General features: G+C 64.2%; 16 protein-coding genes and 1 pseudogene. 3 read left to right on the top strand and 14 right to left on the bottom strand.

Going from position 1 to position 16822, the window contains the following annotated elements:
- Both OKW39_RS30360 and OKW39_RS30365 read right to left on the bottom strand, forming a co-directional pair.
- The gene (locus tag OKW39_RS30360; RefSeq protein ID WP_429564344.1) at positions 1-1104 is read right to left on the bottom strand and encodes a malate/lactate/ureidoglycolate dehydrogenase; all 1104 of its coding nucleotides are present in this window, start codon (positions 1102-1104) and stop codon (positions 1-3) included.
- Between the two features lie 123 nt (positions 1105-1227).
- Positions 1228-2689: pseudogene (locus tag OKW39_RS30365) on the bottom strand (M20 family metallopeptidase).
- A 169-nt stretch (positions 2690-2858) separates the two neighbouring features.
- Between OKW39_RS30365 and OKW39_RS30370 the strand changes: the two are divergent.
- Positions 2859-3170 carry a superinfection immunity protein gene (locus tag OKW39_RS30370; protein WP_429363857.1) on the top strand — a complete coding sequence of 104 codons (312 nt, stop codon included), beginning with the start codon at positions 2859-2861 and terminating at the stop codon, positions 3168-3170.
- A 91-nt stretch (positions 3171-3261) separates the two neighbouring features.
- Here OKW39_RS30370 and OKW39_RS30375 read toward each other — a convergent pair whose 3' ends face one another.
- From OKW39_RS30375 to OKW39_RS30390, 4 genes are all read right to left on the bottom strand, one after another.
- Complete coding sequence (locus OKW39_RS30375; protein ID WP_429564345.1) at positions 3262-3534, bottom strand: YodC family protein; 273 nt, start codon at positions 3532-3534, stop codon at positions 3262-3264.
- Between the two features lie 490 nt (positions 3535-4024).
- A complete protein-coding gene (locus OKW39_RS30380) occupies positions 4025-5572 on the bottom strand; it encodes an MFS transporter (protein ID WP_429564346.1) in 1548 nt (515 codons plus the stop codon).
- Positions 5573-5629: 57 nt separating this feature from the next.
- On the bottom strand, positions 5630-6259 hold the full coding sequence (locus OKW39_RS30385; RefSeq protein ID WP_187610801.1) for a TetR/AcrR family transcriptional regulator: 630 nt from the start codon (positions 6257-6259) through the stop codon (positions 5630-5632).
- 191 nt (positions 6260-6450) lie between these two features.
- Positions 6451-6876, bottom strand: a complete 426-nt coding sequence (locus OKW39_RS30390; RefSeq protein WP_429333785.1) for an OsmC family protein — start codon at positions 6874-6876, stop codon at positions 6451-6453.
- Between the two features lie 319 nt (positions 6877-7195).
- Here OKW39_RS30390 and OKW39_RS30395 point away from each other — a divergent pair, with 319 nt between their 5' ends.
- Entirely contained in the window at positions 7196-7504 is a 309-nt protein-coding gene (locus OKW39_RS30395; RefSeq protein WP_429564347.1) for a DUF4148 domain-containing protein, read from the top strand.
- A gap of 141 nt (positions 7505-7645) precedes the next feature.
- On the opposite strand, the gene OKW39_RS30400 is transcribed toward OKW39_RS30395, so the two are convergent.
- The 5 genes from OKW39_RS30400 to OKW39_RS30420 form a co-directional block, all read right to left on the bottom strand.
- Entirely contained in the window at positions 7646-8200 is a 555-nt protein-coding gene (locus OKW39_RS30400) for a carboxymuconolactone decarboxylase family protein (RefSeq protein WP_184059908.1), read from the bottom strand.
- Between the two features lie 32 nt (positions 8201-8232).
- Positions 8233-9561 carry an aspartate aminotransferase family protein gene (locus OKW39_RS30405; protein ID WP_429564348.1) on the bottom strand — a complete coding sequence of 443 codons (1329 nt, stop codon included), beginning with the start codon at positions 9559-9561 and terminating at the stop codon, positions 8233-8235.
- A 5-nt stretch (positions 9562-9566) separates the two neighbouring features.
- The gene (locus OKW39_RS30410; RefSeq protein WP_425199378.1) at positions 9567-9923 is read right to left on the bottom strand and encodes a hypothetical protein; all 357 of its coding nucleotides are present in this window, start codon (positions 9921-9923) and stop codon (positions 9567-9569) included.
- A gap of 97 nt (positions 9924-10020) precedes the next feature.
- Positions 10021-10875 (bottom strand): MurR/RpiR family transcriptional regulator, encoded by an 855-nt coding sequence (locus OKW39_RS30415; protein ID WP_090809694.1) that lies wholly within the window; start codon positions 10873-10875, stop codon positions 10021-10023.
- Between the two features lie 80 nt (positions 10876-10955).
- A complete protein-coding gene (locus OKW39_RS30420; RefSeq protein WP_090809692.1) occupies positions 10956-11678 on the bottom strand; it encodes a haloacid dehalogenase type II in 723 nt (240 codons plus the stop codon).
- Between the two features lie 144 nt (positions 11679-11822).
- Between OKW39_RS30420 and lhpH the strand changes: the two genes are divergently transcribed.
- On the top strand, positions 11823-12830 hold the full coding sequence (gene lhpH / locus OKW39_RS30425; protein WP_429564349.1) for a trans-3-hydroxy-L-proline dehydratase: 1008 nt from the start codon (positions 11823-11825) through the stop codon (positions 12828-12830).
- Between the two features lie 133 nt (positions 12831-12963).
- On the opposite strand, the gene OKW39_RS30430 is transcribed toward lhpH, so the two are convergent.
- The 3 genes from OKW39_RS30430 to OKW39_RS30440 all read right to left on the bottom strand — a co-directional run bounded on the left by OKW39_RS30430 (position 12964) and on the right by OKW39_RS30440 (position 16599).
- Positions 12964-13635: a hypothetical protein gene (locus tag OKW39_RS30430; RefSeq protein ID WP_429565462.1), complete on the bottom strand. Its 672-nt coding sequence runs from the start codon at positions 13633-13635 to the stop codon at positions 12964-12966.
- Positions 13636-13696: 61 nt separating this feature from the next.
- The gene (locus OKW39_RS30435; protein WP_429564350.1) at positions 13697-14323 is read right to left on the bottom strand and encodes a DUF429 domain-containing protein; all 627 of its coding nucleotides are present in this window, start codon (positions 14321-14323) and stop codon (positions 13697-13699) included.
- Positions 14320-16599 (bottom strand): amylo-alpha-1,6-glucosidase, encoded by a 2280-nt coding sequence (locus OKW39_RS30440; protein WP_090810509.1) that lies wholly within the window; start codon positions 16597-16599, stop codon positions 14320-14322. Before OKW39_RS30440 ends, OKW39_RS30435 begins: the two co-directional genes overlap by 4 nt.
- Between the last annotated feature and the right edge of the window lie 223 nt (positions 16600-16822).

Consider the following 16822-nt stretch of genomic DNA (forward strand, 5'->3'; position numbering starts at 1 on the left):
TCAGCCGGGGCGCGCGGACCAACCACCCACTTCGTCTTCATCCATCCCGACGGCGCGCGCCGCGCAGTGGATTTGCGTCCACGTAGCCGCGTCGATCGGAATGCCGGCGGCCTCACGCTGCGCGCGCGTCATGCGCTCGGGCTCGCCGGGTTCGTAGATGCGCTCCGCGCCCGCCGCGAGCGGCGACGCCTTCACCCACGCGAGGAACGCATCGGCTTCGGCTTGCGCATCGGGCGCGTCGAATGCGGTGGGATCGATGATCACCGATAGCATGCAGTTGATGATCGCGTGCGTGGTACCGAGCGTGTCCGCATGCGTCGTGAAGCCGCCCGACAGCGCGCCGCCGAAAATCTCGCAGATCGCCGCGAGCCCGAAACCCTTGTAGCCGCCGAACGGCGTCAGCGCGCCGAACGGCGCTTCGTGCATGACTTTCGGTTCGAGCGTGGGCATGCCTTCGTGATCGATCAGCGCGCCGGGTGGTGTGTGCTTGCCCTGGTTATAAGCGACGCGCGTCTTGCCGAACGCGATCGTGCTGGTCGCGAAGTCGAGCACCAGCGGCGGTTTGCCGGGCCGCGGATAAGCGGCGCAGAACGGATTCGTGCCGATGCGCCGGTCCGCGCCGCCGAATGGCGCGACGAGCGGATCGCCCGCCACGTTGACGAAGTGAAACGACACCAGCCCGGCGCGCGCGCACTGCTCGGCCCAATGCCCGATGCGGCCGATATGATGCGCGCCGCGCAAGCCCACCGCGCAGACGCCGAGCCGCCGCGCGCGCTCGATGCCCCGCTCCATCGCCTCGAACGCGATCACCTGACCGAAACCCTTGCCGCCTTCGACGGTCAGTACCGCGCCCGCGTCCTTCACGACGTCGGCGTGTCGATTCAGTTGCAGTTGCTGGTCGGCGAGCGATTCGACATAGCGCGGGATCATGCCGACGCCGTGTGAGTCGTGCCCGGTCAGATTCGCGGCCACCAGGTGATCGGCCACCAGCTCCGCTTCGCGCGGCGTACTGCCCGCTCGCTCCCAGATCGCTCTGACGTAGGCATGCAGTTGATCGGCCGGAATCCGGGGCGTGGTGGTTTGGGCAGTCTGGGAGTCGGTCATTCAGCGTGTCGGTGAGGTTCGAACGGAAGGAATGAAACGGCGGGAAAAACAGCTGCATCAAAGCAGCATCGATAAACAGCGGGCCCGGGTCACGCCCGAGCCCCACTCAAACGAAACCAGAACTCACGGCGCCGCGGCAATCACTTCGGCAACCGCGGCCGTCAGCTTCTTGCCGTACGGCACGTGCAGGAACTCGTTCGGCCCATGTGCGTTCGACTTCGGCCCGAGCACGCCGCACACCATGAACTGCGACTTCGGGAAGCCCGCCTTCAGCACGTTCATCAACGGGATCGTGCCGCCGAGACCCATGTAGGCCGCGTCGGCGCCGAAGTGCTGACGCGACGCATCGTTGAGTGCGGTGGCGAGCCACGGCGCGACCTCCGGTGCGTTCCAGCCGCTCGCCGCGCCCGCATCCGGCTTGAACGTGACCTTCGCGTTGTACGGCGGATCGAATTCGAGCAGCGCCTTCAGTTCGGCGACCGCCTTCTCCGCTTCGATGGTCGGCGGCAGCCGCAGCGACAGCTTGAACGCCGTGCGCGGACGCAGCACGTTGCCGGCGTCGGCGAGCGCGGGCAAGCCAGCCGCGCCCGTCACCGACAGCGACGGACGCCACGTCGAATTGAGCAGCGCCTCGCGCGGATCGGTCGTGGTGGGCAGCACCTGACGGCCGTCCTGGCCGCACGCCCACGGCATCTTCTTCCAGACCTCATCGCCGAGAATCTTTGCGGCGGCCTCCGCTTCGCGCAGACGAGCGGCCCGGCACCGTGCAGTGGAAGCCCTTCGGCAGCAGCGTGCCGTTGGCGGAGTCTTCGAGACGGTCGAACAGTTGCCGCATGATGCGGAAGCTCGACGGCACGATGCCGCCGTAGACGCCCGAGTGAATCCCTTCGTCTAGCACCTGCACTTCGAGATCGCCGCCGACGAGGCCGCGCAGCGACGTGGTCAGCCACAGCTGATCGTAATTGCCCGCGCCCGAATCGAGACACACGACCAGCCCGACGTTGCCGAGCCGCTCGCGCAGCGCGTCGACGTAGGGCAGCAGATCGTAGCTGCCCGACTCCTCGCAGGTTTCGATCAGCCCGACGCAGCGCGGACGCTCGACACCCTGTGCATCGAGCGCGGCGAGCGCCGTCAGGCTCGCATAGATCGCGTAGCCGTCGTCCGCGCCGCCGCGGCCGTAGAGCTTGCCGTCTTCGAACTTCGGCGTCCACGGACCGAGGTCGTTGCGCCAGCCATCGAACTCGGGCTGCTTGTCGAGGTGGCCATAGAGCACGACGGTTTCGTCGCTGCCCGAGCGCGTCGCGGCCGTCTCGAAGAAGATCACCGGCGTGCGGCCCGGCAGGCGGATCACCTCGAGCTTCAGGCCGCGCACCGGTTGCTGCTCGGCCCATTGTGCCGCGTCGGTGATCACGCGCTCCAGATAACCGTGTTTCGCCCAGTCGGGATCGAACGCCGGACTCTTGGCCGGCACCGCGATGTAGTCCGTCAGCGCGGGCACGATCTCGTCGTTCCACTTGCGCTCGACGAATTCTCGTAGCGTGTCCGGGTTGAGTTGAGCCTGCTGGGTCGTGTCGTCGGTGATCATGATCGGGTCCGTGAAGTACTGTTCGGTCGAAACGATCATGATAGTCCCGATGCGTGTCGGGCTGAACCCCTTGCGGTGATTGGGGTGGAGACTGGAACGCGCAGGTGCGAGGCGCGCGGCCGCCATTCGCGCGACAATCGCTACATGCATCGTGCATCAGGGAGCTTGTATGGGTGGCAACGTGGCCGTTCAGGCCATCGGCGCGGCGTTCGCGCTGGCGCTGTATTTTCTGCCGGCGATCATCGCGGACCGGCGCAAGCGCCGCGACGTGCTGACGCTCGCGCTCTTCAATGCCTGCCTGGGCTGGACCGTGCTCGGCTGGCTGCTCGCGCTGTATTGGGCGCTACAGCCGAATCCGGCGGAGAGCCTCGCGCGGGACGTCGTGGCGACACGCAAGGTGTCGACCTTGCGCGCGTTTTCGTCGGCGCTGACGCTGCGCGTGCGGCGACGCGAGGCCGCGCGCGACCGGCCCGAGCGCTGAAACGATTCGGGCGGCTCGAGCAAGACGAGCAGCAAACGAACTACAGGAAACCGATTGATTGACGTGCACGGGCGTCACTCAGGGGCGTCAGTCAGGCCGCGCGCCCGATGCGACTCCACTGTACCGAGCCCGCCGGAATGGAGCGCGGCTCCGCACGCACGGCTTGCGCGGCAAAGCTTTCGTGGCGCAGTTCGCCGTGTTCGTCGAACCACTCGCAGATCACCCAGTCGCCGGGATTCAGCGCGACCGGACCTGCGTACGTCACGGTCATGCGCGGGCCCCCTTCTTTTAACTTGACGACGTCGCCCACATTGAAGGCGGCGGCGGATGTTGTCTCGAATGCGTCAATGGTAGCGGTCAGCATATTGGGTCCCCCTATCTTGAGCGTTTATTAAGTTGAGCCCGGCTTTATCGACTCCGACCTGTTGAACGTACACTCTAAAGTTAAGACAGATTAACAATCGAATTTAAACGCGGCAAGCGCTTTTTTATTGATACCGTTTTCACTAGACCCGGAGTCCATGCTCGCTGGCTAAAGTTCTCGGCATTACCGAAAAACAATCATCGCGACACCTTGCGGCTAACCCTATGTGCGCTACCGCACAAACGCAACACTTACTGTAGGCCGTTTGCAGGCCGGTAGAAAATGCGAGGTCGATTTCGTCTGATTACAAAAAGCTGATGCGATGTCGTCGAGCCGTTAATCGGAATGAGCCAGTTTGATCTAAATCAGAATTACCTGTGAACGAGTAGATCGCCGGTAAATACGATGCAGTTGGTTATACCGCTTCGTTCAAATTGAACAATTTTTTTCAGCAAGCTAACTAATGAAAACGATTACCAGCGGATTAATTTCAAACTGCCGGGGCCACCGAGCGCCGCACGCCTTGCTGATGACGTACCAGCAGCACGCTCAGGCCGATACACACGAACATCAGCACGGCATTGATAGCGAGGCTCAGCTGGAACGCGTGCGCATAAGAGGCGGGTGCCGAACTGCCGCCGAGCGCCCCGAAGAACGCGCCGCTGATCGCCGCGGTGCCGAACGCGGAGCCGATCTGCAACGTCGACGAGACCACACCCGATGCAAGCCCGGCCTTCTCGGGCACCACCTCCTGCAGCACGATGCGCATGATCGACGGCAACAGCAGACCATGTCCGACGCCCGCGCACACTAGCCCGCAGTAGAACAGCAGATCGGGCGTCGCGGATTGGGTCGCGGACCAGCCGGTCGCCGTGAAGCCCAGCGTCATCATCGAGAAACCAAGCGTCAGCACATGGGCGCCGATGCGCTTGACCACGGCCGGCGACGTCAACGGCCCGATCACGAAGCCGAGCGCGAACGGCATGATCGCGATGCCCGACGCGAGCGGCGTCCAGTGCAGGCCGGTTTGCAGAAAGATGCCGTAGGTCAGGAAGAACGCGCTATTGCAATAGAACAGGAACGCGAGCACGAGACCGAGCGCGAACGCGCGATTGCGGAACAGTTGCAGATCGACGAGCGGATGGCCGCCAGCGCGCTCGACGCGCCGCTCGGTCGCGACGAACAGCGCGAACACCGGCACCGCGAGTGCGAACATGGCGAAGGTCCACGCGGGCCAGCCCGCTTCACGGCCATGCGTCATCGGATAGATGACGAGCAGCAACACCGCCGACAGCAGCGCGACGCCCTTCAGATCGACGCCGGTACGCGTGGCCGGCTGGTTCTCCGGCACGAACTTCCATGTGCCGATGAACGCCGCGATGCCGATCGGGATGTTGATCAGGAAGATCACGCGCCAGTCGAGCCCGAACGGGTGATACGTGATCAGCGCGCCGCCGCCGAGTTGCCCGACGATCGACGACAAGCCGAACACGAAGCCATACAGACTCATCACGCGCGTCTGCTGATGCAACGGCACGACCGCACGAATCGTCGCGAGCACTTGCGGCGCCATCACCGCGGCCGCGATGCCTTGCACGATGCGCGAGATCACGAGCATGTGGCCGCTCGTCGCGAAGCCGCACAACGCCGACGCGATCACGAAAGCCGCCATGCCCGTCATGAACATGCGACGGCGGCCGAACAGATCGCCAAGGCGGCCCCCCGTGATCAGCAGCACCGCGTAGGCGGACGCATAAGCCGACACGACGAGTTGCAGTTGCGCGTCGCTCGCGTTGAGGCCCGTGTGAATCGACGGCAGCGCCAGATTGACGATGAAGTAATCGAGCGGCGCGAGAAAGGCGCCGACGAACAGCACGGCGAGCGCGAGCGCCTGGCGCTGAAAGCCGGGCGCCGACGCTTTGGCGGCGACAGCCATGCCGGCCATCGCCGGGCCGGGACCGCTCACGGCTGCGCTCGCCGCACAACTGACGGACCCACCGAATGCCGCCGGAGCGGACTTGATTGCCTCAGGTTTCATGACCGATCGTTCAAAAATTGTTAAAAAATTTTTGCGCCACTGCTCGCGGACGAGGCGTTACACCAGCGCGCGCATCGCCACATCGACGATACCGATCAGCGCATCTTGCTGATGCGCGACCCGCCCCATGACCCGCAAGCCCTGCATCACGCATAGCAGGAAATCGCCGACGGCTTTTTCGTCGAGCGTCGAATCGAATGCGCCGCTCGCCTGACCGCGGATCACCGCCGCCGCGAGCAAAGTCGCCATGCGGCGCTGAATCGTGGCGACGCGCGCGCGCAGCACTTCGTCATCGGGCTGCATTTCGAGCGTCGTATTCGTAATGAAACAGCTGCGCCGGCCGCTCAATGCGCAGGACACCCTCGCGTAGTGGAGCAGCGCGTCGCGCAGCGCCTGCTCCGGCTCGGCCGTCGCGCTCAGTCGCTGCGCAAGCCGCGCGACCGCGCCTTCCGAGTAATGATCCAGCGCGGCGAGCATGATGCCGTGCTTGTCGCCGAATACGCCGTACAGGCTGCCGCGCAGCAGACCGGTGGCCTTGCACAGATCGTCGATCGACGTCGCGTGGTAGCCGTGATCCCAGAACACCTGGCTCGCGTTCGCCAGCACAGTGGCCGTGTCGAACTCGCGCGGACGGCCGCGCTGACACGTTTCGCCGGCTTTTTTCGCGGCTTGCTTTGAATGACTCAATTGCGATGACCTTGTTGCCTGGTTGCGTCGGTCCGTTGATATTATGACTGGATGTTCAATAAATCAAGGATGGCATTCCGTAGGCCTACTCGCGTCGGGGTCATCCGTTCATACGACAACCGGCATCAAAAAACCGGCGGCGGACATGGCCCGTCGCCGGCTTCGTTGCGCGCTCACAGTGACAGCGGGGCTCAGGTCTCGAGCTTCGCATCCATCGTAATCGTCGCATTCAGCACCTTCGACACTGGGCACCCGGCCTTCGCGTCCGCGGTGGCTTTGTCGAACGCGGCCTTGTCTCCGCCCGGAATCTTCACGGTCACGTCGAGATGCACCGCGGTGATCGCGAAGCCGCCGCCGTCCTTGTCGAGCGTGACGGTGGCCGTGGTGCCGATGCGCTCCGGCGTGATGTTGGCCTTGCCCAACTCCGCCGACAACGCCATCGAGAAACATCCCGCATGCGCAGCCGCGATCAGCTCTTCCGGATTCGTGCCGATGCCGTCCGCGAAGCGCGTCGCGAACGAGTACTGGGTGTCCTTCAGGACGCCGCTGTCGCTAGAAATCGAGCCCTTGCCGTCCTGCAGGCCGCCTTGCCAGACTGCCGATGCCTTGCGCTTCATTGCTCTCTCCTGTTTGTGCCTTGCCGCGCACGCTGCTCGACCAAAGATGATGCCCGCCGCGGCGGTCCGCCCGGATGTGTCCGCGCCTGGGCATCGGTCGCAGGTGCCGCGCGGCTTGCAGGCGCGGGCGTGGACCGGATTTCATCATAGGCGCTTCCGCGTCCCGGCGCGGAAAAGCGCCTTTTTCACTATCTCAAAACTGGCAATAATATTTCGCCAGAAAGTCGCTTTTTTACTGACCTCGTAAGAAATAGACTGCGTTCAACGGATCGGGAAAGCGGTTCACACCGATCCACCACACAATCAATTGGAGGTCGTCATGAAATCGCTTCTTTCCGCAGTCGTCGTCGCATCCGCTCTTATCGTTCCGGCACTGTCGTTCGCCCAGCAGACAAACGGTTTGGTCACGCGCGCTCAGGTGCGCGCCGAACTCGTAGCCGCGCAAAAAGCAGGCCTCCTGAACCAGAACGACGTCACCTATCCGAAGACCGTGCCCCAGGACTCGACGATCGTCACCGCTTCGGCGCAAGGTTCGCAAGACGTCGGCGGCGCGAAGGCCAGTTCGTCGGACGCGGGCGCGCCGGCGACGGTGCAGCAACGTCTCTTTTCGACGTATCGCGGTAACTGAGCGTGGTAACTGATCGTGATAACTGAGCGCGCAAGTCGTTAATGCAGCGCGCAGTAAAAAGCCCCGGTTGCGAAGTTCGGCAACCGGGGCTTTTCGTTGGCGCGCGCGGCGCTGCTGCGCAGCCGCTAGTTGGCAAAAGCGCTATTCGGGAAACGGCAGGCTTTGCTGCCCCACTGCGCGCATGTCGAACACGTTCAGCGTCATCGCGACCAGCGCGTAGTAGCCGAGCAGGCCGACCAGGTTGATCACGACCTGATGCCCGAAACGCCCGACCGCCTGCGCATACGTCGCGGCCGTCACGCGCTTCGTCTCGTACAGTTCGCTCGCGAAGTCGTAGATCAGCGCGTCGTCGGCATCGGCGAACTCGGGGCGGCGCCCCTGGCGGATCGCCTCGGCGTCCGCTTCGCCGACGCCCGCCTGCAGCGCGATCGGATAGTGGATGTACCACTCCGCCTGGGCCTGCCAGCGCGAAGCGGTCACCAGAATCGCGAGTTCCGACAGCCGCAGCGGCAGCCCGGTCTGGTAGCGGCAAAACGCGCCGAGGCGTTGCGCGTGCTGCGCGAGATCGGGGCTGTGAATCCAGCCGAGGAACGGCCCATTCAGGTTGCCGCGCGGGCCGGACAGGATTTCGTCGAGCACCGCCTTCTGTTCGGGCGTGGCAGTGGACATGTCGAAGTGAGGCAAGCGCTCGGTCATCATCGTTCTCGCAAAAGGCGGTGGGTCGAATCTCAGCGGGCGGCGAGCGACGCGCCGATCGCATCGCTGAGGCGGCTGACGATCTCGTCGATGTCGCGCTCCGTGCAGATGAACGGCGGCGCGAGCAGCACGTGGTCGCCGCTCTTGCCGTCGACGGTCCCGCCCATCGGATACACCATCAGGCCGCGCGCGAACGCTTCGCGTTTGATCGTCGCGTGCAGTTTCAGTTTGGCGTCGAACGGCTCTTTGGTAACGCGATCCTTGACGAGTTCGACGCCGACGAACAAGCCGCGCCCGCGCACGTCGCCGATATGCGCATGTTGCGCATAGTGCTCGCGCAGCCGGCCGCGCAACTGCTCGCCGCGCGCCTGCACGTTCGCCAGCAGATCGTCTTCCGCGATCACCCGCTGCACTTCGAGCGCGGCCGCGCACGCGGTCGCATGGCCGATATAGGTATGGCCATGCTGGAAGAAGCCGGAGCCGCCGACGATGGTCTGATAGATGCGGTCGCTGACCAGCGTCGCGCCGATCGCCTGATAACCCGCGCCAAGGCCCTTGGCGATGGTCAGCATATCGGGCGCCACCCCGTCTTCGTCGCAGGCGTACAGATAGCCGGTGCGGCCCATGCCCGACATGATCTCGTCGAGAATCAGCAGCACGCCGTAGCGGTCGCACACCGCGCGGATCTTGCGGAAGTATTCGCGCACCGGCGGCACTGCGCCCGCCGTGGCGCCGACCACCGTTTCCGCGACGAACGCCGCGACCGTGTCCGCGCCGAGCGCGAGAATCTTCTGCTCGAGTTCATCGGCGAGACGCTGAGCGAACGCTTCTTCGGTTTCGTCCGCGCGCTGCTCGCGATATGCGTAGCACGCGCTCACGTGATGCGCTTCGATCAGGATCGGCAGGAACGGCTCGCGGCGCCATGCATTGCCGCCGATCGCAAGTGCGCCGAGGGTGTTGCCGTGATAGCTCTGCCGACGCGCGATGAAATGGCGCCGCTGCGTCTCGCCCTTCTCGACGAAATACTGACGCGCGAGCTTGAGCGCCGCCTCGATCGCCTCCGAGCCACCCGACACGAAGTACACGTGCTCGAGTCCGGCCGGCGCGCTCGCGACGAGCCGGTCGGCCAGTTGCTCAGCCGGCTCCGTCGTGAAGAACGACGTGTGCGCGTACGGCAACCGTTGGGCTTGCCGCTTGATCGCGTCGATCACGCGCTGGTTGCTGTGACCGAGGCACGACACGGCTGCGCCGCCCGACGCGTCGATATAACGCTTGCCCGTGGAGTCGATGATTTCGATGCCGTCGCCCGCGACGGCCACCGGCAAGGATTGCTTCGGAGAGCGATGAAAAACGGTGGACATGATGTTCAGTTCCTGGTAAGGGCGGCGGGCGCTGAAACGCGGGCCGGTTCGGGCGTCGCGCACGCGACGAAAGTGTCGAACGCGCATTGCTTCTGGCGATACGCTTTCATCGACACACCAGCGTTGCCGATTTCGAACAGCGCGGTGGCGAGAGTGTTTTCGTCGTCGGGATCGTAAGGATCGTCGCGATAGATCGGCAAGCCCGCCGGCGCGCGATCGTGCAGTACGTCGAGCAGGGCCGCCGGTTGCAGCGGGCCGGCCGCGGCGAGGCGATTTCGCCAAGCCGGTAGCCGATGTCGTACGGCTCGCCGCTGACCTGAAAAAACACTGAATTCCTGCATCGACGCCACGGGTCGCACCATATTCAACAATCGGTACGTATTTATACGCCAATACAACATTTGTTGTCAAATACCTTGAACGGCATCGAATGGAGCGCGGCGTGCCTCACGCAATCGCTCAAGGCACGTACGCGCCCTTCGCATGCAACGATTGTTCGGCGAGCGCAAGCTGCTCGAGCGCATCCGCGCCTTCGAGCGCGAGCAAATGCGCGACCAGCGCTTCGGCGATCGCGGTGGCGGCCACCAGCGACGGAAAGAACGATGGGCTTTCGTGCGAGAAGATCAGTACCTTGTCGGCGTTCAACGCGATCGGCGACACGGCGCTGTCGGTGAGGGCGATCAGTTTGCTGCCTTTTTCGAGCGCGGCCTCGGCGACGCGCGCGGCTTCGACCGAATACGGCGCGAAGCTGATGACGATGGTCGCGCTGTCGCGCTCGATCGTGCGCAGTTGCATTTCGAGCGTGCCGGCCTCGCCGTTGAGCAGCGACACCGACGGACGAAACAGCCGGTAGCCATAGACGAGACCAAACGCCACCGCGTAACACGAGCGGAAGCCCGCCACGTGCACGTGCGACGCACGCCGCAACACGCGCGCGGCCTCGACGATCACGCGGCCGCTATGCGCGGCGGTCGTTTCGAGATTGTGCTGCTGCGCGACGAGAAGATCGTTCGCGAGCGCATCTTTCGATTTGACCATCGAGCGCGCCCGGCTCGTCAACGGCTCGGGCCGCGTGCGCACGCGCGCGACGAACAGATCGCGCAATTCGTTCCAGCCGGGAAACCCCAGTTGCTGCGACAGCCGCACCAGCGACGCGGGCTGCACCTGCGCGCGCTCGGCCACCTTGCGCATCGACGACACCGCGACCTCGTCGGGATGATCGAGCAGGAAGCCCGCTCCCATCTGGAACTGCGGGCTCAGTTCGGGAAAGCGCGCCCGGATCAGGGCGACGAGCTGATCGAAGCTGTCTGGCATGGGGAGGTGGTCGGCGCCGGAGTGAGAGATGACAACAAATGTTACCACCGGGCAGGCGCGTTTCAACGGCGCGAAGATGCTCAGTTCACCAGCGCTTCCCGATGCGCGTCGACGAAGTCCGCCATGCTGTCGAAGCGGAAGTCGATGTCAGGCTGCGAGCCCGGGTTCATCGTCGCGCCAAAGCCCGGCTGCGAATGACGGCGGTAAATCCAGCACGACGCCAGGCCGAACTCGTTTGCGGGCTTGTGGTCATGGAAGAGGCTTTCTGCCGTGTGAAGGATTTTTTCCTTCTTGATGCCGCGCTGATCGAGCTTCTGAAGCATGTACTCGAAGTTGCGCGGCGACGGCTTGTAGGACCCGACGTCCTCCGCTGTGATGACGGCGTCGAACTCAACCTGCAGCCTGGCGTTGCTGAAGGTGAAACTTTCGTTGTCGATGTTCGACAGGATGACCAGCTTGTAGTGCTTCTTCAGATATTGCAGCGCGAGCGCGGAATCGGCGAATGCCGGCCAGTTTCTGATCGACTGGCCGTACGCCACGCATTCTTCGTGTGTATAGGGCAGGCCCCACTCTTCAGCCATGCGCTTATATACGATGGGAAGCAGTTCCTGATAGCGCTTCGCAGGGGTAAAGTTCTGCTGCGACGACTCGTGGCGAGCGTGCGCTTCGAGAACCTCGTCACGCGTGAGCGGCGTCCTGGCTCGCTCCAGCAGAGGCCTCAGGCCTTCAAGGATGCCACTCTCCCAGTCGATCAAGGTGCCATAGCAGTCAAAAGTCAGTGTATCGAAATCGGTCAGTTTCACGACTCCTCCTGTCGGATGGCGTGCTCAAAGGTTGAACCCATGCCGAAGCGCAGCTAATCTGGTCAAACACGGGTCCAATACCTGGAGACTATATGCGCCACCCTACGGGCAGTGACGTTCAATCGAATAACCCCCAACGCACACATGAAAATCACTCGCACTATTTCGACAGTCGAGGTCCATACCGGCGGCGAAGCGTTCCGTATCGTGACGAGCGGGCTTCCTCGTCTTCCCGGTGACACCATCGTCAAGCGTCGAGCGTGGCTGAAGGAGAACGCCGACCAAATTCGTACCGCGCTGATGTTCGAACCGCGTGGTCATGCCGACATGTACGGCGGATACCTGACCGAACCCGTTAGTCCCACGGCAGACTTCGGAATCATCTTCGTCCACAACGAGGGTTATAGCGACCACTGCGGACACGGCGTTATCGCGCTGTCTACCGCGGCGGTCGAGTTGGGCTGGGTTCAGCGCCGGATTCCCGAGACGCGAATCGGCATCGACGCTCCATGTGGCTTCATCGAGGCGTTCGTGCAATGGGATGGTGAACACGCCGGCAACGTACGCTTCGTCAACGTTCCGTCGTTCATCTGGAAACGGGATGTCGCGGTCGAGACGCCGTCGTTTGGCACGGTAAAGGGTGACATCGCCTTCGGGGGTGCCTTCTACTTCTATACGGACGGAGCGCCGCACGGTCTCGCAGTCCGGGAGTCTTCTGTCGAGGAACTGATCAAGTTTGGCGCCGAGGTCAAAAAAGCTGCAAACGACGCGTACCCGGTTGAGCATCCCGATATCCCGGAAATCAACCACATCTACGGGACCATCATTGCCAGCGCACCACGGCACGAGGGCTCGACGCAAGCCAACTGTTGCGTGTTCGCCGACCGTGAAGTGGACCGTTCGCCCACCGGCTCAGGGACGGGCGGACGCGTCGCGCAACTCTATCTGCGCGGCGAACTGGCGAGCAACGAGACGCTCGTCAATGAGTCCATCATCGGCACGGTCTTCAAGGCGCGTGTACTCAGTGAGACGACCGTCGGCGACTTCAAGGCCGTCGTCCCCGAGGTCCAGGGCAACGCATACGTTTGCGGTTTCGCAACCTGGATCGTGGACGAGCGTGACCCGCTGACTTACGGTTTCCTCGTCCGATAATCGGTTCCTTGCAGTCGCTTTTAGCGCGGAACGCCGTGACAGGCATTCCGCGTTGTTTGATTGGCGAATCGAGCGGCCCGACCGGTAGGTCAAAGCGCGGCTTCGTGCGCGAGGCCAGCGCGTTGGCATCACCTCATCGCCCGTTCTTACCTTGCGTCTTCTTTGCGGTCGCTCTGCTTCGGTTCCGAAGCGCGAAGAACACACCGGCTCCGAGCGCGACGAGCAGAACCACGATCAGGCCGCCACTGATGTCGCTCATGCCGGTCATGCCACGAGATTCGCTCTGGCTGGGCGCCGCCGAGGCAGCCACGGGCGCGGAAGCCTCCGCCGCGACGGGCTGCGGAAGCGCCACACCGGCGGCACTCCCTTGACGCACCAGAGAAGCCTCCGATGTCGGCGAGGCCTGGGACACCTGAGATGCATCAGACGCGGATACGACTGGAGGCGCTTCGGGATTGGGACCGACAGGTGCCATCGCCGCTTCAGAGGCCGTCACGACAGGCGCGGCCGGCTCAGGCGCGGCCGCCTGAGGAGCGACGTCGACGGACCGGGCCATCGCCTTCCACTGCGCGAACACGCCATCCACGCAGTGCACATCGATACAGGCGTTTCGCGCCTGCCGCCACTTCGCCAGTTGCGCGGACGAGAGTTTCCCGCTGCTCAGAAGAGCCTGTTGCTGCGCGAAGATGTCGTCGTACTCGTTGTTCAGGATCGCGTGATCGCAAATGACGCGCTCAGCGGGTTGCTGCGAGGTTGCACACTGAATGTCGTTCGCCGATGCCGCGGTCGAACCCAACGCCGCCATGGATAGCAGCAATACTCCGAATCGTCGTGCCAGGTGCACCCGTCCTCCCAGAATGTGAGTGTCAAAGTCCAGGCACCACGATGAATCCGCCTGGCTCGTCACCGTATGTTTCGACTCTGCCTTCGAGCAGATAACGTGCCGCCAACGCGCATAGCGCCGCGTCGACGTCGTCGATCGAAGTCAGCGACGCTGTTGCGATACCTTCCCGTTCGAGGATTGCCCGGCGCTGCGGACCCTTTTGCTTCGCGGATGCGACGTCCGTCCCGAGGAAAGCGCACGTGATCGCGTGGGGGAATGTCTCGAAGCACACGCGGCCATTGATTTTTTCGCCGCCGCTGAAAAGCGGAAAGTGCGCGACGAATGCGTCGTAGACGCGCTCGCCGTTGAACATCCATCCGTAGAAGCCGCTTTTGCTGGCGATCGCCGTTTCGCGAGCCGGTGTCGCAAACGAAAAGATTCGCTGCCGCGCGAGCGCCTTCTCGGCTAGTCGTCCCGCGGCGCCTGTTCGCCAACGACACGGCGCATCGATGCCGACCGCCGCCACCTCGAGTGCGCGACACCGTTCGAGCATCTGTTCGGGGGTCGCGTTGCCGAGATGGCTCACGATCTCGGTGCCGCGCAGGACGACCAGATGGTTTCCCTTCCGGTCGCCGCCAACATCGATGCCCGCTACCGCGGTCGGCGTCAAAGCAGCGCCACCACCCTCACATCGCCCTGCTCCGCCGACGCCACCACCTTCTCGCCGATCCGGCGGAACGTGATCGACACCGACGCATCCCCGACCCGCAGATCGCTGACCTCGAGCCAGTCGATACCTTCGGGCAGCATCGGCTGTTCGATCAGCACTTCGCGGCGCTCGGCGTCGATCGTGATGCCCAGACACGCCTCGAGCATCATGAACGGCGAGCCCGCCGCCCATGCCTGCGGCAAACACGCGACCGGATAGGCCGTGGGCGGCTCGCCGCGGCGTCGCGGGAAGCCGCAAAACAGCTCGGGCAAGCGCATGTCGAAATTGACCGCGGCCTGGAACAGCGCCTGCAGCAGCTTCACGGCCGACGCCTTGCCGCCATAGCGTGACAGCCCGCGCGCGCACAGCGCGTTGTCGTGCGGCCAGACCGAGCCGTTGTGATACGCCATCGGATTGAAGCGCGCCTGGCTCGCGGCCAGCGTGCGCACGCCCCAGCCGGTGTGGAACAGCGTCGAGTCGAGCGCCCGCACCACCGCCTCGCCGCGCTCGCGCGTGGGCAGGCCGAACGCCAGCAGATGCCCCGCGTTCGATGCCATCACGCGACACAACTCGCCATGACCGTCGAGCGCGATGCCGTAAAAGCCGACCTCGTCCATCCAGTACTTTTCTTCGACGCAGCGGCGGATCTTCTTCGCGCGCTCCGCGTATTGCGCGGCCGCGTCGCGCAGGCCGCGCAGCTTCGCGTAGTGAGCCATCGTGTCGAACGCGGCGCTCGCATAGGCCTGCACTTCGACGAGCGCGATCGGGCCGTCAGGGAAGCGCCCGTCCGCATGGAACACCGAATCGTGACTGTCTTTCCAGCCCTGGTTCGCGAGGCCGCCATCCGATTCGCGCTGGTAATCGAGCAGCCCGTGCCGGTTTTTGTCGCACACGCCCGCGACCCACTGCGCCGCGCGTTCGAGCGCCGGCCATAGTTCGTCGATCAAGCCGACGTCGCCGGTGCGGGCCGCGTAGGCGCCGGCCAGCACGATGAACAGCGGCGTGGTGTCGACACCGCCGTAGTACAGCGCAAACGGCACTTCGCCGGCCGCGGCCATTTCGCCCTTGCGCATCTCGTGCATGATCTTGCCCGGCGCGGCGTCGCGAAACGGCGAGTTCTCGCGCGCCTGATGCTCGGCGAGAAAGCGCAGCACGCCGGCTGCGAGATGCGGTTGCAGCCACAGTGTCTGCAGCGACGTGATCACCGCGTCGCGGCCGAACGGGGTCGAAAACCATGGGATGCCCGCGTACGGGTACGGGCCGGTCGCGAGATCCGTCGTCAGCAGGCCGAGGTCGGCGAACGAGCGGTCGATCCACGCGTTGAACAGCGGATTGCTCGACCGCACGCGCGCGCTCGCGTTGCGTCGCTCGCGCATCACCAGGTGCGCATCCACCATTGCCGCGCGTACCGCCGTGCGGCCGACGCGCGGGCGCTCCGCATCGATCTGCGAGAGATGCGCTTCGCTCAACGCATGCATCGGCTGCGACACGTCGGCGCCGGGCTTGCCGGTCATCGGAACGACATGCACCGCTATCGACAGATAGATCGACACGCATGCCTGCGCGGGCAGCTTGACGGTGTAGTCGGCGCGGTCGGCGAACAGCTTGTCCGGCTGCGGCGAGAACGCGATCCGCACGTTGCGCGCCACGTCGTCGAGACCGATGTAGCCGAGCAGCACCTCCTGATTCTCGATGCGCGCGGGCTGCACGCGACCCTGTTTGTCGCGCTTCAGGCCGCGCACTTCGAACATGTCGCGGAAATCGCTGGAAAACGAAATCGACAGCGGCACGGTCGCATCGTGCGTGCCGTAGTTCGTGAGCTCGATCGCCTCGTTGAGCACGGTGCCGGACAGCACGCGCACACGCTCGACGTGGATCACGCCTTCGGGCGTGCTGTCGCCGCCGAGCGGCGGCAGCGGGCGGTTGGTCAGATGCGCGGTGAAACTGGTGTTGTCGCTGCTGACGCTGCCCGACAGCAGCGACGGCGCGCGGCCGCCGAAGGTCAGCCGCAATTGCGACATCACGCGCGTATCGTTGACGAACAGGCCATCGTCGTGGCCGGTGATATCGCCGAGCGGATCGTTGACGACGAAGGTGTCGCCCGACTTGAGCACGTGCTGCGTAACGCTCGCGACGTTAAGGTTTTCCGTCGGGATGAAAACGCCGTCCTGCTCGGGCTCGCGATGATCGACGCCGCCCGAGTGGGTCAGCCCGCCGAGGGCTTCTGGCTGCTGTATCAAGGTCGCTCCTATGGATTCGCTGCTGCGTTTGGTTGCACTTCGGGTCTCGCCTCGGATCGGCCGCCGGATTGCCCGGTTGCCCGGTTGCCCCGTCACCCGGACCCCCGGTGGGCCGGCCAACCGGTGGGCCGGCCCATCCGATTGTAGAGGCTCTTTCCGCGTGAGACGAGCTTATCGCCTCGGAGTTTCGGTTTTTTGGGCCGTTTTTTGACGGCGTTTT

Source organism: Paraburkholderia sp. MM6662-R1 (assembly GCF_050436245.1).
GTDB classification, from domain to species: Bacteria; Pseudomonadota; Gammaproteobacteria; order Burkholderiales; family Burkholderiaceae; genus Paraburkholderia; species Paraburkholderia tuberum.